Below are 20533 nucleotides of genomic sequence, written 5' to 3' on the forward strand. Positions count from 1 at the left end.
GCATCCGCGGCCTGCGCGACCGCGGATGCCCGCCCTCGTCCTGTCGCCCGATAGCGAGGGTCAGGCGCGGTCGCCCTCGCCCTCGCCCGTGACGCGACGGCCGTCGGCGTCGGTGATGTCGACCTCCTCGCGGCCCACCTCGCCGCTCACCGTCTCGGTGTCCTGCACCGTGCGGGTGCCGATGTTGACCTGCTCGGTCGCCACGGTCTCCTTGTTCACCACCGGTCGCTCCTCGGTGAGCGTCACCTCGGCCTGGGTCTCGCCGTCGGCGATCTCGCCCCCGGTCTCCTCGCCGGCGGGCACCCGCTCGACGACGACCTCCTCGCGCTCGACGGGCACCTCGACCTGCTGGGTCTCGGAGACCGTGTACTTGCGCAGGCGCACGCGGCCGGTCTCGACCTTCTCGGTGCCGACGTTCAGGCGCTCCTCGTGGAGGGTCACGGACTCCTTGCCGTCCACGTCCGCCCGGCCGTCGGCCGCGCCGGGTGCGCCGGCGCCCGCGGTCGTCACGGCGTCCCCGCTCGCCGCCGCGCCGTCCTGGGCCGCTCGCCGCTGCTCGTCCTCGGAAGCCCGGTCCCCGGATCCTGCGTCGGCCTCGGTCCCGCGCCCGGCGAGACCCGCAGCGCCGACTCCGGCACCCGCGCCGACTCCGGCACCGGCGCCGGCCCGATCATCGGCGGCAGGAGCCCCGGCGTCCTGCCCCTGCGGGCCCTGCTGCCCCTGCACGGCCGGGTCCTGCTGCGCAGCGCCCGTGCGGTCCTGCGCGGTGCCGCGGCCGCGCGCGTCATCCTCACGGCCCCGGTCATCGCCGGATGCGGCGTCGGGATCGCTCACCCCGTAGTAGCGGTAGAGCTCGGACTCCTCCTGGTGGGAGATCTCGCCGTCCTCGTCGATGTTCGGCGCGTCCTTGATGAACGACTTCTCGTAGGGGACGGTGATGGCGCCCTCGGCGTACTTCGCGTCGGCCAGCGGGATGAACGTCTCGCGCGAGCCGAAGAGACCGATGTTGACGGTGACCCACGAGGGGTCCTGCGAGTCCTTGGTCAGATACACCTGCCCGACCTTGCCCACCTTCTCGCCCGTGGAGTCGAGGACCTCGGCGGTCTGGAGATCCGTGATGCTGCCCTGGAACGTCATGCTGTTCTCCTTCTGTGCGGTCCGCTCGTGCGGATGTCGAACGACGTCGCACCGAACCGGTCGACGGCGTCGCGCTCGGGGAGCGTTCTTCGACCGTACCGATCGTTGTGATCTGCGCCATATCCGTCACCGAGAATTCGCCGGCAGGTCACTCGTGCCGCAGGCCGCCGGAGGCCCCGGGGCGTGTTCGCGCGCCCCGCACCCGCACCGCGCGCCGGATGCCCTCGGTGCGCGCGGCGGTCCTCGGACGCGAACCGGCGATCTCAGCCGTTGTCGCCGCCGGTGTCGGCCGTGACCGTGCCCTTCGACGGCTCGGACTCGTCGGCGTTGTCGTCCCACTGCCACGCCGCGACCTCGGGCTGGTCCGTGCCGTGGGTGTACGCGTACTCGCGTGCGCGGATGCGGGAGTCGACCATCCGCTGGCGCAGACCGGCGAAGCGGGTCCCCAGGCCGTCGACGCGATCGATCGCGTCGATCACCAGGTGGTAGCGGTCCATGTCGTTGCGCATGAGCATGTCGAAGGGCGTCGTGGTCGTGCCCTCCTCCTTGTAGCCGCGCGCGTGGATCCGTGAGGCGCGATCGTGGCGGTAGGCGAGACGGTGGATCAGCCACGGGTAGCCGTGGTAGGCGAAGACGACGGGGGAGGACTCGCTGAAGATCCCGTCGAACTCCTTCTCCGAGAGACCGTGCGGGTGCTCCGACTCGTGCTGCAGGCGCATCAGGTCCACCACGTTGACCACCCGCACGCGCAGATCGGGGATCTGCTCGCGGAGGATCTTCGCCGCCGCGAGCACCTCGATCGTCGGGATGTCCCCGGCGCAGGCGAGCACGACGTCGGGCTCCTCGCCCTCGACCTCGGTCCCTGCCCACTCCCAGATGCCCAGGCCGCGCGTGCAGTGGACGATCGCCTCGTCCATGCTCAGCCACTGCGGTCCCGGCTGCTTGCCCGCGACGACCACGTTCACGTACTGGCGCGAGCGGAGGCAGTGGTCGTAGGTGGACAGCAGCGTGTTGGCGTCCGGCGGCAGGTAGACCCGCACGATCTCGGCCTTCTTGTTGACCATGTGGTCGATGAATCCCGGGTCCTGATGGGAGAAGCCGTTGTGATCCTGTCGCCACACGTGCGAGCTCAGAAGGTAGTTGAGCGAGGCCAGCGGCCGACGCCACTCCAGCTCGTTCGTCACCTTCAGCCACTTCGCGTGCTGGTTCACCATCGAGTCGACGATGTGGATGAAGGCCTCGTAGGAGTTGAACAGCCCATGCCTGCCGGTGAGGAGGTAGCCCTCGAGCCAGCCCTGGCACTGGTGCTCGCTGAGCACCTCCATGACGCGGCCGCGCGGGGCCAGGTGCTCCTCGTCGTCGTCGGCCACGAACTGCGCGTTCCACTGCTTGTCCGTGGCCTCGTAGACGGACTGAAGACGGTTGGACGCGGTCTCGTCGGGTCCGAAGATGCGGAAGTTCTCGGGATTGGCCTCGATCACGTCCCTCAGCCAGTCACCCAGCACGCGCGTGGCCTCCGAGGTCGTCGCCCCGGGCCGTGGGACGTCCACCGCATGCTCGCGGAAGTCGGGCAGGCGCAGCGCCCGCAGCACGGAGCCGCCGTTGGTCACCGGGTTCGCCGACATCCGCCGGCTCCCGGCGGGTGCGGTGTCCGCGTACTCCTCGCGCAGCCGCCCCTCATCGTCGAACAGCTCCTCGGGTCGGTAGGAGCGCAGCCACGAGTCCAGGACCGCGAGATGCTCATCGGTGTCGCGGGCGTTGGCCAATGGCACCTGATGGGCCCGCCACGACCCCTCTGACTTCTTGCCGTCGATCTCCGCGGGCCCGGTCCATCCCTTCGGCGTGCGGAAGACGATCATCGGCCAGGTGGGCCGCTCGGGCTCCCGTCCGGCGGCGTCGTCCTCGGCCGCCTTCGCCTTGATCTCCGCGATGCGGTCCAGGGCCGTATCGAGCACCTCGGCGAAGCGCCTGTGCGCCGTGAGCGGGTCCTCGTCGTCGAAGCCGCCGGTGAAGAACAGCGGCTCGTGGCCGTACCCGCGCATGAGGTCGGCGAGCTCGTCGTCGCCGATGCGCGCCAGCACCGTGGGGTTCGCGATCTTGTACCCGTTGAGGTGGAGCACGGGAAGCACCACGCCATCGGTGAGGGGATGGGTGAACTTGTTGCTGTGCCACGACGTGGCCAGCGGTCCGGTCTCGGCCTCCCCGTCGCCGACCACGGTGAACGCGAGGAGCCCCGGGTTGTCGAGGACGGCGCCGTAGGCGTGGGAGAGCGAGTAGCCGAGCTCGCCGCCCTCGTGGATCGAGCCCGGGGTCTCCGGCGCCGCATGGGACGGGATCCCGCCGGGGAAGGAGAACTGGGTGAACAGGCGGCGCATGCCGGCCTCGTCCTCGGTGACCGAAGGGTAGGTCTCCGTGTACGTGTGCTCGAGGTACCCCGCGGCGACCACACCGGGCCCGCCGTGGCCGGGACCGGTCACGTACATCGCGTCGAGATCGCGCTGGCGGATCGCCCGGTTCATGTGCGCGTACAGGAAGGTGAGCCCGGGAGTCGTGCCCCAGTGGCCGAGCAGGCGGGGCTTCACGTGCTCGCGCGCGAGCGGCGTGCGCAGCAGGGGATTGTCCATCAGGTAGATCTGACCGACGGAGAGATAGTTCGCGGCGCGCCACCAGCCGTGCAGGCGGAGCAGCTCCTCCTGATCCGGGGCGGTGCCTTCGGCGGCGGGCCAGACTGCGGGCCGGACTGGCTGCGTCGGGGCCTCGTTCATGGGACTCTCCTCGTTCCTCGTTCCTCGGCGGACCGGACGGATACGTCGTGGGCCCCACGCTAGAGCTGAGGGTGCTCTCGGGGAACCCCTCGGGTCCGGTCCGCGCCGCGATCCGCGGATCCGACTACGCTCCGTGCATGGCACAGGCGAAGAAGCAGCAGAGCCCCCGTCCGACGAAGAGCGCGAAGCAGGGCGGGAGCGCGAAGTCGGCGAAGCCGGCGAGGTCGGGGGCGACGGCCACGACGAGCCGCGGGCCCGCGAAGGCCTCCAAGACTTCCAAGGCGTCGAAGTCCTCACGCGATCTCCGACCCGTCGTCCTCGCACCCGGCTCCCTGCCGGACGACGTCCCGGGCGGCTTCCCGGTCCCGCCGGGGTGGGCGGGCGACGTCCACGAGTTCGACCCGCACGCGACCCCGGGCTTCGACGGCGGCAAGAAGAAGGGCGAGAAGCACCTCCTGGCCTGCGACGACTCCCTTGCTGATCTGCAGGAGCGACTCTTCGCGGCCCACCACGGGGCGGCATCCGGCGGGCGCAGCGTGCTGCTGGTCGTCCAGGGCATGGACACCTCCGGCAAAGGCGGGATCATGCGGCACGTCGTCGGCGCCGTGGACCCGCAGGGGATCTCGATCACCGCGTTCAAGGCGCCCACCGAGGAGGAGGAGCAGCACGACTTCCTGTGGAGGATCCGCCCGCATGTGCCCGCGGCTGGCCAGATCGGCGTCTTCGACCGCTCGCACTACGAGGACGTGCTCATCCACCGGGTCCACGGCTGGGCCGACGCCGAGGAGATCGAGCGGCGCTACGCCGCGATCAACGCCTTCGAGAAGGAGATCACCGACTCGGGGGTCACGATCGTGAAGGTCATGCTCCACGTCTCGTACGCCGAGCAGGGCGAGCGGCTGATGGAGCGCCTCGAGCGCCCGGACAAGCACTGGAAGTTCAACCCCGGGGACATCGACGAGCGCGGGTACTGGAGCGCCTACATGGACGCCTACTCGAAGGCTCTCAGCGCGACCTCGACCCCGCACGCACCATGGGTCGTGGTGCCCGCCGACCGCAAGTGGTACGCCCGGATCGCCGTGCAGCAGCTGCTGCTGCAGGCTCTGGGCGAGATCGACCCGCAGTGGCCCGCCGCCGACTTCGACGTCGCCGAGCAGACCGCGCGACTGCGGGAGACCTTCGCCTCGCAGGGATGAGTCGGGGCCGACGGGGCACAATGGAAGGACCAGCGCACATCGAGCAGAAGGATGCATGACATGGCCACCACCGCCTTCAAGGGCACACCCGTCACCACCGTCGGCGAGCTCCCCGCCGTCGGCTCCGCCGCCCCCGCGTTCGAGCTCGTCGGGCAGGACCTCGGTGCCGTCGCCACGGGCGACTTCTCCGGCCGACGGATCGTGCTGAACATCTTCCCGTCCCTGGACACCGGCACCTGTGCGATGAGCGTGCGCCGCTTCAACGAGATCGCGAGCGGCCTGGAGAACACGGTCGTCGTGTGCGCCTCGAAGGACCTCCCCTTCGCGCAGGCCCGCTTCTGCGGCGCGGAAGGGCTCACGAACGTGGTCACCGGCTCCGCCTTCCGGTCGAGCTTCGGGGAGGACTTCGGGGTCACGCAGACCGACGGCCCCCTGCAGGGCCTCCTCGCCCGCTCGGTCGTGGTGATCGACACGGACGGCACCGTGCTGCACAGCCAGCTGGTCCCGGAGATCTCCGAGGAGCCCGACTACGACGCCGCCGTGGCGGCGCTCGGCTGACACGGATCGGTGTCGGACGATCGACGTCGCGTGCGAGGCCCCGGGCGCAATGCCCGGGGCCTCGCGTGTGTTCGAGGGGTTCGCGGCCCGTCCGGGCCTGGCCCGTTCCGAGGAGTGAGGCCGCAGGCGAGCAGCCCCGCGTCCGGGTCTAGGGTTGCAGGTCGGGCCGCATCCGCCGAGCGGTCCGACGCATGCGCCCCTCGGGCACGAGGGGCGGCGAGGGAGGAGAGGGCGCGTGGATCCGCAGTCGCTCGTGGTGCTGCTCGTGATGGGTGCCCTCGCGGGCGCGATCAACTCCGCGGTGGGCAGCGGATCGCTGCTCACGCTCCCCGTGCTGCTGGCTCTCGGCCTCGACCCCGGCACCGCCGTGCGCACGAACACCATGGGCATGGTGTTCTCGACCGTCGGCTCGTTCTTCGGGTACCGGCGCGAGATCTCCGCCGAATGGCGCGACGTGCGCCCGCTCGCCGCCATCGTGGTCGTGACCGCGACGATCGGGTCCTGCCTGCTGCTGGTCTCACCGCCCGGAGCGCTCAGGGTCGTCGTCCCCATCCTCATCGTGGTGGCACTGCTGCTCGTGGTCTTCCAGAAGCGACTGGCCACCTGGATCCCTCGGCGGGGGAGCGGCACGAGTGTCAGCGCGGCGAAGGACGGCCGGGCCACCGGTGACGTCCCCGCGTCGGGCGTCGGGCACGGGGGCGGGGACCCGGACGCCGGCAGCAGCGCGGCCGCCTACCGCTCGCCGGGCCTCATGGTCTCCATGGGCGCCGCCTCGATGTACGGGGGCTACTTCACGGCAGCGCAGGGCATCCTCTACCTCGGCCTGCTCGGCGCCTTCACGGGACGCTCGATGAAGAGCGTCAACGCCGTGAAGAACCTGTTCAGCCTGCTCGTCAACGTGATGGCGGCGCTCGTCTACCTCGTGGCCCACTTCGCCTTCGGCGCCGACGTGCGGTGGGAGGGCGTGGTCGCGATCGCGGTCGGCGCCCTGCTCGGCGGCTACTTCGGCTCCCACCTCACCAAGCGCCTTCCCGAATGGGTGCTGCGCGGCACCATCGTCGTGATCGCGCTCCTCGCCCTCGTGCGGCAGATCCTGGGCTGAGCGGGCCGCCCCGCTCCCACGACCCTCGGTGCAGGCGGAGCGGCCCGAGAATTCGTTCGACGCCGCCGCCGTCGATAGCGTCCGACTCATGGGAACCCTTCTCCGTGCGGTCCTCGCGGACCGCGCACTCACCTTCCGCGACCGCGGCGCCTGACGGCGCGCCGTCGCATGATGCGCGCCGTCCCGTCGAGAGCCCTCGCACCCGGACGCGCGAACCTCGCCTCCCCCTGCCGCCGGCACGGGTGAGATGCCGGGTGCTCCGACCCGACAGCACGGAGACCACCCATGCCACGCTCCCTCCATGGCGGACGCCATGAGCTCGGACAGAGCTTCCTCGCCCACCGGCCCACTCTCGAGCAGATCGCCGACCTCGTCCCCCGGGACGGCACGAGCGTGCTCGAGCTCGGCGCCGGCGACGGCGCCCTCACCCGAACGCTCGCCGCACGGGGCGTGCCGCTCACGGCCCTCGAGATCGACGAGCACCGCGCCCGGGCACTGCGCCGCGGCCTGCCCCGTGTCCGCGTGATCTCCGGCGATGCGCTCGCCCATCCGCTCGATGCGACGACGATCGTCGGCAACATCCCCTTCCACCTGACCGCACCCATCCTGCGGCGCCTGCTGCGGGAGCGCGCCTGGCATCGCGCCGTCCTGCTCACGCAATGGGAAGTGGCCCGCAAGCGCGCCGGAGTGGGCGGATCCACCCTGATGACCGTGCAGGCCGCTCCCTGGATCCACGCGAGCCTCGAGGGCCGCGTGCCCGCACGCGCCTTCCGCCCCGTGCCCTCGGTCGACGGCGGGATCCTGGTGCTCGAGCGCCGTGAGCGCCCCCTCCTGCCGCTCCGGGATCGCCCCGACTACGAGCGCTTCGCACGCCGCGTCTTCGCGGGCGGGGGAGGGACCCTCGAGCGGATCCTGCCGAGGACACTGCCCCCACGCGGGGCGTCGGGCCGACGTCGGATCGACGATGCGCTGCGGGCGGCCGGCGTCGCGCGCCGAGACCGTCCCCGGGACCTCGCGCCTCGCCAGTGGGCGCTCCTCTGGAAGCGGCTCGGGCGCACGTCCCGCGCCTGAGCGCGCGCCGGGCACTCGCGGTCCGACGACCCCGCGGTCCGATGACCCCGTGGTCCGACGACGAAGGGCCCGGATGCCGAAGCATCCGGGCCCTTCCGCTGGTCGACCGCCCTCGGGAGGTGCGGTCGGCACTCAGCGCGTCAGCGCGTCACAGCGCGGAGCTGATCTCCTCGACGATCGCGTTCAGCGTGGTCGAGGGCCGCATGACGCTCGCGGCCTTCGCCTCATCGGGCCGGTAGTAGCCGCCGATGTCGGCCGGCTCGCCCTGCACGGCGAGCAGCTCGCCGTCGATGACCTCCGCCTTGCCCGCGAACTCCTGGGCGATGGGGGCGAAGGCGGAGGCGAGCTCCGCGTCGTCGGTCTGCGCGGCCAGCTCCTGCGCCCAGTACAGGGCGAGGTAGAAGTGGCTGCCGCGGTTGTCGATCGTGCCCAGCTTGCGCTGCGGGGACTTGCCGTTGTTCAGCAGCGTCTCCGTCGCCCGGTCCAGGGCGTCGGCGATCACGCGGGCGCGCTCGTTGTCCTCGGTGCGCGCGAGGTGGCGCAGGGACTCGGCGAGGGCCAGGAACTCCCCGAGGGAATCCCAGCGCAGGTAGTCCTCCTCGATCAGCTGCTGCACGTGCTTGGGGGCGGAGCCGCCCGCGCCCGTCTCGAACAGACCGCCGCCGTTCATCAGCGGGACCACCGAGAGCATCTTGGCGCTCGTGCCCAGCTCCATGATCGGGAAGAGGTCGGTGAGGTAGTCGCGCAGCACGTTGCCGGTCACGGAGATCGTGTCCTCGCCGCGGCGCACGCGCTCCAGGGTGTGCTTCGTCGCCTCGATCGGGGAGAGGATCCGGATGTCCAGGCCCTCGGTGTCCTCCTCGGCGAGGTAGGCCTCGACCTTGGCGATGAGGTTGCGGTCGTGGGCGCGGGACTCGTCCAGCCAGAACACGGCGGGCATCCCGGACTCGCGCGAGCGGCGCACGGCGAGCTGCACCCAGTCGCGGATCGGGGCGTCCTTGGCCTGGCAGGCGCGGAAGATGTCGCCGGCCTCGACCTGCTGGGCCATCAGCGCCGCCCCCGAGGAGTCGCGCACCTCGACGCGGCCGTCGGCCTCGATCTCGAAGGTCTTGTCGTGGCTGCCGTACTCCTCGGCCTTCTGCGCCATGAGGCCGACGTTCGGGACGGTGCCCATGGTGGTCGGGTCGAAGGCGCCGTTCGCCTTGCAGTCCTCGATGGTCGCCGCGTAGACGCCCGCGTAGGAGGAGTCGGGGATGACGGCCAGGGTGTCCTGCTCCGCATCGTCCTTGTTCCACATGTGGCCGGAGGTGCGGATCATCGCGGGCATCGAGGCGTCGATGATGACGTCGCTGGGCACGTGCAGGTTGCTGATGCCCTTGTGGGAGTTCACCATGGCGATCGCCGGCCCCTCGGCGAGGCCCTTGGTGATCTCCTCGCGCACGCCCGCGGCGACCTCGGGGTCCAGGGCGTCGGCCCCGGCGAGGATCCCGCCCAGGCCGTTGTTCGGGGACAGGCCCGCCGCGGCGAGCTGCTCGCCGTAGGCCGAGAAGAGGGCGGGGAAGAAGGCGCGCACGGCGTGGCCGAAGAGGATCGGGTCGGAGACCTTCATCATCGTGGCCTTGAGGTGCACGGAGAACAGGACACCCTGCTCCTTCGCCGCCTGCACCTGCGCCGCGAGGAAGGCGTCCAGCGCGCGGGCGCTCATGACGGTCGAGTCCACGACCTCGCCCTCGAGCACGGGGATCGAGGCCTTCAGCACGGTCTCGGCGCCGTCGGCGGCGACGTGGACGATCGAGAGCTCGTCGTCCTTCTCCAGGACCACGGACTGCTCGTTGGCCCGGAAGTCGTCGGCGTCCATGGTCGCCACGGTGGTCCTCGAGTCGGCGGACCACTCGCCCATGCGGTGCGGGTGCTTCTTCGCGAAGTTCTTCACCGCCTGGGGCGCGCGGCGGTCGGAGTTGCCCTCGCGCAGCACGGGGTTCACGGCCGAGCCCTTGACGGCGTCGTAGCGGGCGCGCACGTCCTTCTCCGCGTCGGTCGAGGGGGACTCGGGATAGTCGGGCAGGTCGATCCCGGCGGCCTGCAGCTCGGCGATCGCGGCCTTGAGCTGCGGGACCGAGGCCGAGATGTTCGGCAGCTTGATGATGTTCGCCTCGGGCGTCTTCGCGAGCTCGCCGAGCTCCGCGAGCGCATCGGCCTCGCGCTGGTCCTCGGGCAGGAGATCGGAGAAGGCCGCGACGATGCGGCCCGCGAGCGAGATGTCCCGGGTCTCCACGTCGATCCCGGCAGTGCGCGAGAACGCCTCCAGGATCGGCAGGAACGACACGGTGGCGAGCATCGGTGCTTCGTCGGTGTGGGTGTAGATGATCCGCGACATGGTCGGTGGGGCTCCCTCGGGTCGTGGTGATGTCTCGACGTCAAGACTATCCGAGGGTGCGCGCGGCGTCCTCAGGAAGACCGGGCCGCGCGACCCCGTCCGCGACGCGACCGCGAGGGCTCGCCCGGCGCGTCCCAGGCGTCGGGCCGAGGGGGCCGATGCGCGGGCGGCCTCCTAGACTTCCCCCATGTCCTTCCTCTCCGTGACCGACCTGCGCGGGACCCGTCCCGGCCCCGCCGAGCTCGCCGCCTCCCTGCCCCGTCCCGAGGTCGACGTCGCCGCCGCGGCCGAGGCCGTCGCCCCGGTGATCGAGGACGTCGCGACGCGCGGCGCGGCCGCCGTCCTCGAGGCCTCCGAGCGCTTCGACGGGGTGCGCCCCGAGCACCTGCGCGTCCCGCCCGAGGAGATCGCGAGGGCGCTCGCCGAGCTCGACCCGTCGGTGCGCTCGGCCCTGGAGACCGCGATCGCACGGGTCCGCGCCGTCGACGCCGCCCAGGTGCGCGAGCCCGACAGCGTCGAGGTGATCCCCGGCGGACGCGTCACCCAGCACTGGGTGCCCGTGCGCCGCGTGGGCCTGTACGTCCCCGGGGGCCGCGCCGTGCTGCCCAGCTCCGTGGTGATGAACGCCGTGCCCGCGCAGACCGCGGGCGTCGGCACGATCGTGCTCGCCTCCCCGCCGCAGAAGGAGTTCGGCGGTCTGCCGCACCCCACGATCCTCGCGGCCTGCGCTGTGCTGGGGATCGAGGAGGTGCTGGCCGTGGGCGGCGCGCAGGCGATCGCCCTGCTCGCCCACGGCGCCGACGACCTCGGCGACGGCCGCGCGCTCGAGGGCGTGGACCTCGTGACCGGCCCCGGGAACGTCTACGTCGCGGCGGCGAAGCGCCTGGTGCGCGGCATCGTCGGGATCGACGCGGAGGCCGGACCGACGGAGATCGCGATCCTCGCCGACGCCGCCGCGGAGCCCCGCCTGGTCGCCGCCGACCTCATCTCCCAGGCCGAGCACGACCCGATGGCCGCCGCCGTGCTGGTCACGGACGACGAGGCCCTCGTCGGCCGCGTCGAGGAGGAGCTGGACGTCCAGGTCCCCGCGGCCGAGCACCATGAGCGGATCGCGGAGGCGCTGCGCGGACGCCAGAGCGGCGCGATCCTCGTGGACGACATCGAGCAGGGACTCGCGGTCGTCGACGCCTACGGCGCGGAGCACCTCGAGATCCAGACGGCCGACGCGGCCGGCGTCGCCGCACGCGTCACCAACGCCGGTGCGGTGTTCGTCGGTCCCTTCAGCCCCGTGAGCCTGGGCGACTACGCGGCCGGCTCCAACCACGTGCTCCCCACGGGCGGCACCTCCCGCTTCGCCGGGGGACTGGGCGTGCAGTCGTTCCTGCGCGGCATCCACGTCGTCGAGTACGACGAGCACGCGCTCGCCGCGTCACGGGAGGCGGCGACCACGCTCGCCCGCTCCGAGGGCCTGCCGGCCCACGGCACCGCGGTGGACGTGAGGTTCGCGCCCGGCGAGTGAGGGTCGGGGTCGCTGACGGGGGAGTGCTTCCGGCAGGGCTCGCCGGTTCCTCAGGAGTTGTCGGCCTTCTCGGCGACGGTGCCGCCCCCGGGCGACTTCTCGACCTCAGGCCCGGTGGTGTCCGCGGACCCGGTTCCCGCCTCGAGATCGGCCTCGTCGACGACCTCGACGACCCTGCGCTCGCCGCGGGTGAGGAAGGTCGCGACCGCGCGCCAGCCGAGCATGAGCACGCCGAGGACGATCGACGTGACGATCACGAAGGACACCTCGGTGCCGGCCTGCATGAGGGTGCGCACCGCCATGGCGCCGACGATCGTGATCGCCCACACGAACACGCCCTGCGGCCAGATGCGGAAGGGCGCGCGCCAGGTCTGCGCGGCCAGATGGCCGACGAGGAGGGCGGCCGCGAAGGGCCAGCCCACCAGCACGAGATTCTGCGTCGAGATGTCGTAGCCGTGCTGGAGCAGGCCGATCGCGACGAAGAGGACCACGGCGAGGACGTCGCCGATCAGGGCACCGAGGAAGCGAAGCACCGCGCCAGGGTACCGACCCGCGGGTGGTCGGGCGCTGGGAGCGTGGCGGGACGCACGTGAGCGCGGTCCGGGAGCGCCCGGCAACGGAGCACCGGACCACGCCCGACGGCGGACGGTTCCGCGCACCGGGCGGCGCGGATCCCACCAGGTCCGGACCTCTACGATGGGGGCATGCCCACCTCGAGCCGACCCGACCCCGCCGCGCCCGGCGCCGATCCCGCGGATCCGGCCGTGCGCCCGGGTATCCCGCCGCGCCGCGAGGACCTCGCGGGCGTCGAGCCGTACGGGGCCCCGCAGATCGACGTGCCGCACCTGCTGAACGTCAACGAGAACCCCTTCGGCCCCTCCACCGCGCTCGCCGCCGACCTGGGGCGCGCGGTGCAGGAGGCGTCGGCCGGTCTGAACCGCTATCCCGACCGCGAGTTCACGGCGCTGCGCGCAGATCTCGCCGAGTACCTCGCCGCGGAGTCCGGGATCCCCGCGCCCGCGGTCGAGGAGGTCTGGGCGGCGAACGGCTCGAACGAGGTCATGCACCAGCTGATGCTCGCCTTCGGCGGGCCCGGCCGCACGGCCCTCGGGTTCGCCCCGCACTACTCGATGTATCCCGAGTACGCGCGCGACACCTTCACCCGCTGGGTCGTCGCCGACCGCGGCCCCGCCCCGGACTTCGCGCTCGACGCGGACGACGTGCGCGAGGCGATCTCCGCGCACCGTCCGCACATCGTCGTCCTCACCAGCCCGAACAACCCGACGGGGACGGCGCTCGACCCGGAGGTCGTGCGCGCCGCCGCCGAGGCTCTGCTGCCCAGCTCGGGGATGCTCGTCGTCGACGAGGCCTACGGCGAGTTCCGACGCGACGGCGTGCCCAGCGCGCTCGAGCTGCTCGGCGAGTTCCCGAACCTCGTGGTCACGCGCACCATGTCCAAGGCCTTCGCGCTCGCCGGCGGCCGTCTGGGCTATCTGGTCGCGGATCCGCGGATCGTCGATGCCGTGCGCGTGGTGCGCCTGCCCTACCATCTCTCGGCCGTCACCCAGGCCGTCGCCCGCACCGCCCTCGCGCACCGCGAGGAGCTGCTGGGCCAGGTCGAGCGGCTGCGCGCCGAGCGCGACGCCCTCTTCGAGCATCTCGTCGAGCGCGGTCACGTCGTCGCCCCGTCCGACGCGAACTTCGTGTACTTCGAGCCGCTCCTGCACCGGGCCGCGAGCCGCCACGACGTGTGGGAGGCTCTGCTCGAGCGCGGCGTGCTCCTCCGCGAGGTCGGGCCCGAGCCCTGGATGCGGGTCTCCGTCGGCGCGCCCCAGGACAACGCCGCTTTCCGCACCGCCCTCGAGGAGGCCGACCCCCGATGACACAGACTCCCGACGAGTCCCGCGCGCACCGCACCGCGAGCATCTCGCGCACCACCCGCGAGTCCAGCGTCGAGGTCTCCCTCGACCTCGACGGCACCGGCCAGGTGGACGTCTCCACCAGCGTGCCGTTCTACGACCACATGCTCACGGCGCTGGGCACCCACGCGCGCTTCGACCTCACCGTGCGCGCGAGCGGCGACACCGACATCGACGTCCACCACACGGTGGAGGACACCGCGATCGTGCTCGGCCAGTGCCTGCGCGAGGCCCTCGGCGACAAGCGCGGCATCACCCGCTTCGGCGAGGCCACCATCCCGCTGGACGAGGCGCTCGCCCACGCGGTGGTCGACGTCTCCGGCCGCCCCTACTGCGTGCACACCGGGGAGAGCGAGGCGCAGGCCCTGCACCTCATCGGCGGGCACTTCACGGGGTCGCTCACCCGGCACGTCCTGGAGTCGCTGTCCTTCCACGCGGCCATCTGCCTGCACATGCGCGTCCTCGCCGGTCGGGACCCGCACCACATCGTCGAAGCCCAGTTCAAGGCCCTCGCCCGGGCCCTGCGCGCCGCGTGCGCCCCCGATCCGCGCGTCGCCGACATCCCCTCCACGAAGGGAGCTCTGTGAGCACCGCAGAACCGCCCCGCCCCTCCGACGGCGACGACGACATCGACGCCGAGTTCGCCCGCCTCACCCAGGGTCTCGACCTCGGCGGCGAGGCCGAGGACGCCGCGGAGGAGTCCGCCCCCTTCACCGTCGAGGACATCATCGGCGGCGGGGACGACGAGGAGCCCGCGATCGCCGTGGTCGCCACCTCCGTCGCCTCCGCGAAGGCGCTCGCTGGCGCGATCCGCCTGGGCCGCGAGGCCCGCACCGACGGCGCCGACATCCCCGCCGGCGCCCGCGTCCACGACACCGGCATGGGCGCCATCGCCGTCGGCGCCCTCCAGGAGGACGCCGCCCACGAGCTCGCCGCCGTCACCTCGACCGCCCTGCAGCGCAACGGCGTCGTCCTGTTCTGGCGCAAGGGCGACCGCATGACCGCGACCCGCTACAAGGCGGGTGATCGCGGGGACGACGTCTCGCCCGCGATCGTCATGGGGGCGATGGACGAGGTCGTCGAGCAGCTCATGCTCGGCGCGGCCGACGTCGCCACCCTCGGCGAGGGCTACGACCCCGCCGTCCTCACCCGTGACGAGGCGCTCGCCTGGATCGCGAAGGGGCGCAAGGGTCGATGAGCGGGAGCGAGAACAGCCTCACCCCGCAGCGCGACGCCCCTGCGCCGCGCGTGGTCGTCCTGGACCACGGCAGCGGGAACGTCCGCTCCGCCGTGCGCGCCCTCGAGGCCGCCGGGGCGGACGTCGAGCTCACCGCCGATCGTGACAGGGCGCTCGGGGCCGACGGCCTCGTCGTCCCCGGCGTCGGGGCCTTCGCCGCGACCGCCGCCCAGATCCGCGCCGTGGGCGGTGACCGCATCATCGAGCGGCGTCTGGCCGGCGGGCTCCCGGTGCTCGGCATCTGCGTGGGCCTGCAGGTCATGTTCGCGGCCGGCACCGAACACGGAGAGCGCGCGGCGGGCCTCGATCAGTGGCCCGGCGAGATCACCCGCCTCGAGGCCGACGTCGTCCCGCACATGGGCTGGAACACCGTCGAGGTCCCCCAGGGCAGTCGACTGTTCGCGGGCATCGAGGACGAGCGCTTCTACTTCGTCCACTCCTACGCCGCCCGCTCCTGGGCGCTCGAGTCGCAGCCGCCCCTGCCCGACCCGCTGGTCACCTGGTCCGATCACGGCGGCGACCGCTTCGTCGCTGCCGTCGAGAACGGCGCGCTGACCGCCACCCAGTTCCACCCGGAGAAGTCGGGCGGCGCCGGGACGCGTCTGCTGCGCAACTGGCTCGCGGGACTGCCGCGCCTCTCGACGAGGCCGGCGGCCGCGGCCGACGCCGACGCGGGTGCTGCGCCCGACGCCGAAGCGGACGCCGATGCGGGGGCCGCCTCATGATCCTCGCCTTCGTCATGCTCTTCGCCGGCGGGATGCTGCTCGGCGGGGCGTGGTCCTTCCACCGCTCCGGCAAGCCCTGGTGGCTGCGGATCCTGCTCCTCGTGCTCGGTCTCGTCTGCGTCGCCGTCTGCATCTGGCGCATCCAGACCTGACCCGCGCTCCCGCCGGCCCTTCCTCTCACCTCTCCCACCGTCCGCTCCCGGAGGACCCCATGACCAGCCCCGTTCTCGAACTCCTGCCCGCCGTCGACGTCCAGGACGGCCAGGCCGTGCGCCTCGTCCAGGGCGAGGCCGGCACCGAGACCAGTTACGGATCGCCGCTCGAGGCGGCGCGCGCCTTCGAGCAGGGCGGGGCGACCTGGCTGCATCTCGTGGACCTCGACGCCGCCTTCGGACGCGGCAGCAACGCGAACCTGCTCGCCGAGGTCGTCGCGGCCGTCGACCTGCAGGTCGAGCTCTCCGGCGGCATCCGCGACGACGCGAGCCTCACTGCTGCGCTCGCGACCGGCTGCCGCCGCGTGAACCTCGGCACCGCCGCCCTCGAGAACCCTGAGTGGACGGCCGAGGTCATCGCCGAACACGGCGACCGCATCGCCGTGGGCCTCGACGTGCGCGGCTCGACGCTCGCCGCGCGCGGCTGGACCAAGGAGGGCGGTGACCTCTGGGAGGCGATCGAGCGCCTCGACGCCGCCGGCTGCGCCCGCTACGTCATCACCGACGTGACGAAGGACGGCATGATGAGCGGCCCCAATGTGGACCTGCTGCGCCGCGTGTGCGAGAGCACCGACGCGCAGGTCGTGGCCTCCGGCGGCATCTCCTCGCTCGACGACCTCGCGGCACTGCGGACCCTCGTGCCCGAGGGCGTCGAGGGCGCGATCGTCGGCAAGGCCCTCTACGCCGGCGCGTTCACCCTGCCCGAGGCACTCGAGGTGGCGGGACGCCCATGACGCCCGCGGGAGAGGTGCCCGACCCGGAGAGCGCCGTGGGCGGGCGCACCCTGCCGGCGCACTTCCGCGAGAAGTCGCGCTTCACCGACACCGCGGGCACCAGCTGGGCGGGCCGTGACTACACCACGAGCCCCTTCCCCGAGGACGACGGCACCACCCCGCGCCCCGTCGCCGAGGCGCTCGACGCGCTCACCGCAGGGCACGATCCCTCCCGTCGGCACCTGGTCGCCGCGCTCGCCGGCAGCCGCGTGCTCGTGCCGATCATGGCCGTCGCCACCGAGGAGGGCACGACGGCCCACGGCCTGACCGGCGACAACGGGGCGGACATGGCGATGGTCTCCATCACCGCGCCCGACGGATCCCGTGTCCTCCCGGTGTTCACCTCGGTCGCCCAGCTGCAGCGCTGGCAGCAGCGCGCCCGGCCCGTCCCCACGCCCACCGCGCAGGCCGCCCAGGCGGCCGTGCAGGAGGGCATCACGCAGCTCGTGGTCAATCCCGCCGCGCAGGCGGTCGAGGGGCCGGACGGCGGGGCGGGGGGCCCGGCTGCGGCAGGTGCGGACCCCGCGGCCGACGCGTGCGGGCCGGTGCTTCTGCAGCGCTCCGTGCTGTGGGCGCTCGCACAGGGACGGGACTGGGTGCCCCCGCACGAGGACCCCGAGGTCGCCGCCGAACTCGCGCGCATCGCCGACACCCTGCCCGAGGTGCTCGCGCTCGACCCGCGCCCCGGGGAGCGCGCCGAGGTGGATCTGCTGGTGCGCCTGCGTCCGGGCCTCGACGGGGCCGACGTGCAGAGGGTCGTCGGGGCGCTCGGCGAGCACCTCGGCGCCTCGATGCTCGTCGCGGACCGCGTGAGCTCGCTCAAGCTCACGCTGGGACGGTGAGCGCGCCCGGCGCGACGCCCGGACGATCGTGTCGGTCGTCCTGCCGCTGACGGATCAGCTGACGCGGCCGGTCCACTTCTCGCCCGGTGCCCGCCCCGGCTCGTCGGGGAACGGCAGGGCCTCCGCGAACGCGAGCTGCAGGGTGCGCAGGCCGTCGCGCAGAGAGCGCGCATGCTCGTTGCCGATCTCGGGGGAGGCGGCCGTGACGAGCCCGGCGAGGGATGCGATGAGCTTCCGCGCCTCGTCGAGATCCTGGTAGTGGCCCGTGGTCTCGTCCTCGGCGAGCCCGATCTTCACGGCGGCCGCGCTCATCAGGTGCACCGCCGCGCTCGAGATGATCTCGACGGCGGCGACGTCCGCGATGTCGCGCGCGGCGTCGGACGCGATCCCGATCTCGGCGTCCTGGTGGCTGTGTCCCGCGTGGTCGTGCGCGCCCTGAACGGAGGAGCTGCGCGCCTCCTCGAACCGGAAGGACTGCGGAACCTCGGGGGAGCCGGCAGTGCCGGGGGAGTCCGCGTCGTCGGCGGGGCTGGCGGGGGTGCCGAGGTCGGGCATGTCGTTCACAGGGTCCTTCACGAGGTCGGGGGGAGGGCGACGCATGTCACGGGGCGCGGCGTCGTCCTGCTGGTAGCATAGGGGACCGGAACATGACGTTCCCCTTTGCAAGTGGAGCCTCTCCCACCTCGCGGCGTGCAGTCGTCGGGGTCGTGTCGCAGCCTGACGTCCGCGTCGGCAGCGCGCCCGTGCGGCGCGTGCACTCGAGGCCTCCACATCCGTGTGGGGGCCTTCGTCATGTCGTCGGACACCGAGGTGAGGAGACACCCATCAGCGAACAGCGCATCAATGGCCAGATCAGGGTCCCGAAGGTCCTGCTGGTCGGACCCAATGGCGAACAGGTCGGCACCGTGCGTGTCGAGGACGCCCTGCGGCTCGCCGCGGAGGCCGACCTCGATCTCGTCGAGGTCGCCCCGGGCGCGAATCCGCCCGTGTGCCGTCTCATGGACTATGGCAAGTACAAGTACGAAGCCAACATGAAGGCACGCGAGTCCCGCAAGAACCAGACCAATACGCTCCAGAAGGAGATTCGTATGGGTCTGAAGATCGATACCCACGACTACGAGACCAAGCGTCGCAACGTGGAGAAGTTCCTCGCCGGCGGTGACAAGGTCAAGGTCATGGTGCGCTTCCGCGGCCGCGAGCAGGCTCGTCCCGAGCGCGGCATCCAGCTGCTGGGACGGATGGCGGAGGACGTCGCCGACTTCGGCTTCGTCGAGTCGCATCCTCGCCAGGACGGTCGCACCATGGTGATGGTGCTCGGCCCGGTGAAGAAGAAGACCCAGGCCCGTGCGGAGGCGCGCAAGCGCCGCACCGACGCCGAGAAGGCCAAGGACAAGGAGAACGCCGCCGCGAACTCCGCTCCTGCCGACACCTCGGCCGCCGATGCCACCTCGGCCGCTGCCACGACGTCGGACGCCGACGCCGCACCGGCCACTCCGGACTCCGCGCCGGACCCCCAGTCCTGATCGCTCGCCCGCACCCCGCGTGCGGGCCCACGATCCCATTCAGAAGGAGAACAGGCTGATGCCGAAGAACAAGACCCACTCGGGCACCAAGAAGCGCGTCCGGGTGACCGGCTCCGGCAAGCTCATGCGCGAGAAGGCGAACGCTCGCCACCTGCTCGAGCACAAGAGCTCCACCCGCAAGCGCCGTCTGGGCAGCGACACGAACGTCGCGAAGTCCGACGCCAAGCGCGTGAAGAAGCTTCTGGGCCGCTGAGCCCCCTCGCGGGATTCCTGAGTTCCCGCACCATCGAACTCGAACACCAGCGAAGGAGAATCACGTGGCACGCGTGAAGCGGGCGGTCAACGCCCAGAAGAAGCGTCGGGAGATCCTCGAGCAGGCCAGCGGCTACCGCGGGCAGCGCTCGCGTCTGTACCGCAAGGCGAAGGAGCAGGTGCTCCACTCGCAGACCTACAACTACCGCGACCGCAAGGTCCGCAAGAGCGACTTCCGTCGTCTGTGGATCCAGCGCATCAACGCTGCGGCGCGCGCGAACGGCATGACCTACAACCGCCTCATCCAGGGCCTCGGGCTCGCGGGTGTCGAGGTCGACCGTCGCATGCTCGCCGAGCTCGCGGTGAACGACGCGCCGGCCTTCGCCGCGCTCGTGCAGACCGCCAAGAGCGCCCTGCCGAAGGACGTCAACGCCCCCGCGGCGTGACCCTCGACAGCCAGCTCGCACGATGAGCACCACGGAACGCCCGGACAGGTGGGCGATCACCTCCCCGAGATCAGATCGGGTGAAGAGGATCGCCGTGCTGTCCGGGCGTTCTGCTCGTCGTAAGCAGGGGCGCTTCCGCGTCGAGGGCCCGCAGGCCGTCCGTTCGCTCCTCCAGCATTCCGCCTCCCTCGTACGGGAGCTGTACGTCACCGCCGACGGGGCCACGGCGCATCCCGACATCCTCGAGCTCGCGGACGCGCACGAGATCCGCCCCTGCGACGTCGACCCTTCGATCCTGCGGGCGATGACCCGCGGCGAGGAGGACGGCGCCGCGGCATCCATGGCCGCCCCGCAGGGCGTGCTCGCCGTCGCCGACCTCCCCTCGCCGTCGCTCCACGCGGTGCTCGATTCGCTCCCCGACGGGCCGCTCACGGCGCTGGTCCTCCACGGCGTCCAGGACCCCGGGAACGCGGGCACCCTGATCCGTGCGGCCGACGCCTCGGGGGCGCGCGCGGTGCTCGCCACGACCGGCACCGTGGACCTGTACTCCCCGAAGGTCGTCCGTTCGGCGACCGGCAGCCTCTTCCATCTGCCCGTGGTCGCCGGGATCGCCCCGGAGGGCCTCTCACCCGCTCTGCACGATGCGGGCATCTCCGTGCTGGCGACCAGCGGGTACGCCGATCACGACCTCTTCACCACGGAGCTCCCCACGCGCGGGGCATGGATCATGGGCAACGAGGCCCACGGTCTGCCGCAGGAGGTGCTCGATACGGCCGATCTCGCCGTGCGGATCCCGCTCTCGGGCGACGCGGAGTCCCTCAACGTCGCGATCGCTGCGACCGTCTGCCTCTTCGAGACCCTGCGCCGACGCTGAGTGCG

The 20533-nt window shown here is 72.2% G+C and carries 21 protein-coding genes; 16 read left to right on the forward strand and 5 right to left on the reverse strand.

The genetic code is table 11. The annotated features are described in order from the left end of the window. Positions 1-60: 60 nt before the first annotated feature. Together ACFQ53_RS13845 and ACFQ53_RS13850 are read right to left on the reverse strand one after the other, a co-directional pair. Positions 61-1137 (reverse strand): DUF2382 domain-containing protein, encoded by a 1077-nt coding sequence (locus ACFQ53_RS13845; protein ID WP_377860631.1) that lies wholly within the window; start codon positions 1135-1137, stop codon positions 61-63. 263 nt (positions 1138-1400) lie between these two features. Next, on the reverse strand, positions 1401-3902 hold the full coding sequence (locus tag ACFQ53_RS13850; RefSeq protein ID WP_377860633.1) for a phosphoketolase: 2502 nt from the start codon (positions 3900-3902) through the stop codon (positions 1401-1403). A gap of 137 nt (positions 3903-4039) precedes the next feature. Between ACFQ53_RS13850 and ACFQ53_RS13855 the strand changes: the two genes are divergently transcribed. The 4 genes from ACFQ53_RS13855 (at position 4040) to erm (ending at position 7829) form a co-directional block, all read left to right on the forward strand. Further along, the gene (locus tag ACFQ53_RS13855; RefSeq protein ID WP_377860635.1) at positions 4040-5098 is read left to right on the forward strand and encodes a polyphosphate kinase 2 family protein; all 1059 of its coding nucleotides are present in this window, start codon (positions 4040-4042) and stop codon (positions 5096-5098) included. A 60-nt stretch (positions 5099-5158) separates the two neighbouring features. After that, on the forward strand, positions 5159-5656 hold the full coding sequence (gene tpx, locus ACFQ53_RS13860) for a thiol peroxidase (protein WP_377860637.1): 498 nt from the start codon (positions 5159-5161) through the stop codon (positions 5654-5656). Between the two features lie 235 nt (positions 5657-5891). After that, positions 5892-6758, forward strand: coding sequence for a sulfite exporter TauE/SafE family protein (locus tag ACFQ53_RS13865; RefSeq protein ID WP_377860639.1), 867 nt, complete (start codon positions 5892-5894; stop codon positions 6756-6758). 285 nt (positions 6759-7043) lie between these two features. Then, positions 7044-7829: a 23S ribosomal RNA methyltransferase Erm gene (gene erm / locus ACFQ53_RS13870; RefSeq protein WP_377860641.1), complete on the forward strand. Its 786-nt coding sequence runs from the start codon at positions 7044-7046 to the stop codon at positions 7827-7829. Between the two features lie 148 nt (positions 7830-7977). On the opposite strand, the gene ACFQ53_RS13875 is transcribed toward erm, so the two are convergent. Beyond that, a complete protein-coding gene (locus ACFQ53_RS13875) occupies positions 7978-10206 on the reverse strand; it encodes an NADP-dependent isocitrate dehydrogenase (protein WP_377860643.1) in 2229 nt (742 codons plus the stop codon). 187 nt (positions 10207-10393) lie between these two features. Here ACFQ53_RS13875 and hisD point away from each other — a divergent pair, with 187 nt between their 5' ends. After that, positions 10394-11725, forward strand: coding sequence for a histidinol dehydrogenase (gene hisD / locus ACFQ53_RS13880; RefSeq protein WP_377860645.1), 1332 nt, complete (start codon positions 10394-10396; stop codon positions 11723-11725). 50 nt (positions 11726-11775) lie between these two features. On the opposite strand, the gene ACFQ53_RS13885 is transcribed toward hisD, so the two are convergent. Beyond that, positions 11776-12258, reverse strand: coding sequence for a DUF3054 domain-containing protein (locus ACFQ53_RS13885; RefSeq protein WP_377860647.1), 483 nt, complete (start codon positions 12256-12258; stop codon positions 11776-11778). A gap of 171 nt (positions 12259-12429) precedes the next feature. On the opposite strand from ACFQ53_RS13885, the gene ACFQ53_RS13890 reads away from it, so the two are divergent. From ACFQ53_RS13890 to ACFQ53_RS13920, 7 genes are read left to right on the forward strand one after another with little or no spacing between them, the layout of a single operon-like run. Beyond that, on the forward strand, positions 12430-13608 hold the full coding sequence (locus ACFQ53_RS13890) for a histidinol-phosphate transaminase (protein ID WP_377860649.1): 1179 nt from the start codon (positions 12430-12432) through the stop codon (positions 13606-13608). After that, on the forward strand, positions 13605-14231 hold the full coding sequence (hisB, locus tag ACFQ53_RS13895) for an imidazoleglycerol-phosphate dehydratase HisB (protein WP_377860651.1): 627 nt from the start codon (positions 13605-13607) through the stop codon (positions 14229-14231). Before ACFQ53_RS13890 ends, hisB begins: the two co-directional genes overlap by 4 nt. Further along, positions 14228-14842, forward strand: a complete 615-nt coding sequence (locus tag ACFQ53_RS13900; RefSeq protein WP_377860653.1) for a hypothetical protein — start codon at positions 14228-14230, stop codon at positions 14840-14842. Before hisB ends, ACFQ53_RS13900 begins: the two co-directional genes overlap by 4 nt. Next, a complete protein-coding gene (gene hisH, locus ACFQ53_RS13905) occupies positions 14839-15606 on the forward strand; it encodes an imidazole glycerol phosphate synthase subunit HisH (RefSeq protein ID WP_377860655.1) in 768 nt (255 codons plus the stop codon). The genes ACFQ53_RS13900 and hisH overlap by 4 nt, the downstream gene beginning before the upstream one ends. Next, a complete protein-coding gene (locus tag ACFQ53_RS13910) occupies positions 15603-15758 on the forward strand; it encodes a hypothetical protein (RefSeq protein ID WP_193636179.1) in 156 nt (51 codons plus the stop codon). Before hisH ends, ACFQ53_RS13910 begins: the two co-directional genes overlap by 4 nt. Before the next feature lie 59 nt (positions 15759-15817). Next, a complete protein-coding gene (gene priA, locus ACFQ53_RS13915) occupies positions 15818-16552 on the forward strand; it encodes a bifunctional 1-(5-phosphoribosyl)-5-((5-phosphoribosylamino)methylideneamino)imidazole-4-carboxamide isomerase/phosphoribosylanthranilate isomerase PriA (RefSeq protein ID WP_377860658.1) in 735 nt (244 codons plus the stop codon). Further along, entirely contained in the window at positions 16549-17433 is an 885-nt protein-coding gene (locus ACFQ53_RS13920) for an SseB family protein (RefSeq protein WP_377860660.1), read from the forward strand. Before priA ends, ACFQ53_RS13920 begins: the two co-directional genes overlap by 4 nt. Before the next feature lie 54 nt (positions 17434-17487). On the opposite strand, the gene ACFQ53_RS13925 is transcribed toward ACFQ53_RS13920, so the two are convergent. Further along, on the reverse strand, positions 17488-17826 hold the full coding sequence (locus ACFQ53_RS13925) for a DUF1844 domain-containing protein (protein ID WP_152352029.1): 339 nt from the start codon (positions 17824-17826) through the stop codon (positions 17488-17490). Between the two features lie 359 nt (positions 17827-18185). Between ACFQ53_RS13925 and infC the strand changes: the two genes are divergently transcribed. From infC to ACFQ53_RS13945, 4 genes are all read left to right on the forward strand, one after another. Next, on the forward strand, positions 18186-18956 hold the full coding sequence (infC, locus tag ACFQ53_RS13930) for a translation initiation factor IF-3 (protein WP_249481188.1): 771 nt from the start codon (positions 18186-18188) through the stop codon (positions 18954-18956). Between the two features lie 58 nt (positions 18957-19014). After that, the gene (gene rpmI / locus ACFQ53_RS13935; RefSeq protein ID WP_152351945.1) at positions 19015-19209 is read left to right on the forward strand and encodes a 50S ribosomal protein L35; all 195 of its coding nucleotides are present in this window, start codon (positions 19015-19017) and stop codon (positions 19207-19209) included. A 64-nt stretch (positions 19210-19273) separates the two neighbouring features. Next, a complete protein-coding gene (gene rplT / locus ACFQ53_RS13940; protein WP_152351946.1) occupies positions 19274-19654 on the forward strand; it encodes a 50S ribosomal protein L20 in 381 nt (126 codons plus the stop codon). 22 nt (positions 19655-19676) lie between these two features. Next, positions 19677-20528, forward strand: coding sequence for a TrmH family RNA methyltransferase (locus ACFQ53_RS13945; protein WP_377860662.1), 852 nt, complete (start codon positions 19677-19679; stop codon positions 20526-20528). Positions 20529-20533 lie beyond the last annotated feature (5 nt).

The organism is Brachybacterium sp. NPDC056505, assembly GCF_042794925.1.
GTDB classification, from domain to species: domain Bacteria; phylum Actinomycetota; class Actinomycetes; order Actinomycetales; family Dermabacteraceae; genus Brachybacterium; species Brachybacterium kimchii.

Excerpts from the sequence above, each read along its gene's own strand:
- ACFQ53_RS13845 (WP_377860631.1), bottom strand. The coding sequence starts at position 1,137 with ATGACGTTCCAGGGCAGCATCACGGATCTCCAGACCGCCGAGGTCCTC.
- ACFQ53_RS13850 (WP_377860633.1), bottom strand. The coding sequence starts at position 3,902 with ATGAACGAGGCCCCGACGCAGCCAGTCCGGCCCGCAGTCTGGCCCGCC.
- ACFQ53_RS13855 (WP_377860635.1), top strand. The coding sequence starts at position 4,040 with ATGGCACAGGCGAAGAAGCAGCAGAGCCCCCGTCCGACGAAGAGCGCG.
- tpx (WP_377860637.1), top strand. The coding sequence starts at position 5,159 with ATGGCCACCACCGCCTTCAAGGGCACACCCGTCACCACCGTCGGCGAG.
- erm (WP_377860641.1), top strand. The coding sequence starts at position 7,044 with ATGCCACGCTCCCTCCATGGCGGACGCCATGAGCTCGGACAGAGCTTC.
- ACFQ53_RS13875 (WP_377860643.1), bottom strand. The coding sequence starts at position 10,206 with ATGTCGCGGATCATCTACACCCACACCGACGAAGCACCGATGCTCGCC.
- hisD (WP_377860645.1), top strand. The coding sequence starts at position 10,394 with ATGTCCTTCCTCTCCGTGACCGACCTGCGCGGGACCCGTCCCGGCCCC.
- ACFQ53_RS13890 (WP_377860649.1), top strand. The coding sequence starts at position 12,430 with ATGCCCACCTCGAGCCGACCCGACCCCGCCGCGCCCGGCGCCGATCCC.
- hisB (WP_377860651.1), top strand. The coding sequence starts at position 13,605 with ATGACACAGACTCCCGACGAGTCCCGCGCGCACCGCACCGCGAGCATC.
- hisH (WP_377860655.1), top strand. The coding sequence starts at position 14,839 with ATGAGCGGGAGCGAGAACAGCCTCACCCCGCAGCGCGACGCCCCTGCG.
- ACFQ53_RS13910 (WP_193636179.1), top strand. The coding sequence starts at position 15,603 with ATGATCCTCGCCTTCGTCATGCTCTTCGCCGGCGGGATGCTGCTCGGC.
- priA (WP_377860658.1), top strand. The coding sequence starts at position 15,818 with ATGACCAGCCCCGTTCTCGAACTCCTGCCCGCCGTCGACGTCCAGGAC.
- ACFQ53_RS13920 (WP_377860660.1), top strand. The coding sequence starts at position 16,549 with ATGACGCCCGCGGGAGAGGTGCCCGACCCGGAGAGCGCCGTGGGCGGG.
- rpmI (WP_152351945.1), top strand. The coding sequence starts at position 19,015 with ATGCCGAAGAACAAGACCCACTCGGGCACCAAGAAGCGCGTCCGGGTG.
- ACFQ53_RS13945 (WP_377860662.1), top strand. The coding sequence starts at position 19,677 with ATGAGCACCACGGAACGCCCGGACAGGTGGGCGATCACCTCCCCGAGA.